Raw genomic sequence first — 276 nt, 5'->3', positions numbered from 1 at the left:
ATTTATTTTTGTATGCAGTTTTCAAAGTACATGTCTGACTGAAGTTTATCAGTCATTAAAAACCAAAATCTCTTTTGATCTTTAATCACTGGTAAAAACCAGCTATCGTAACAGCACTGCCCTGCTGATTGGGTTGACCGCAGAATCCCCTTCGGTTCTGTGTCTGTATCTATGCTGAAAGACTAGTGCGGTAGCTAACCACCACTTAGTCGCTTGACGCTTTGGAGCGATTCTCCAAAGTTTCATATTAAATCAAGCACAGTCTGCTTATTTTCT

It is taken from the genome of Coprococcus sp. LG101-27 (genome assembly GCF_027695515.1).
Taxonomy (GTDB): domain Bacteria; phylum Bacillota; class Clostridia; order Lachnospirales; family Lachnospiraceae; genus Allocoprococcus; species Allocoprococcus comes.
Note: the sequence above shows the minus strand (reverse complement) of the source record.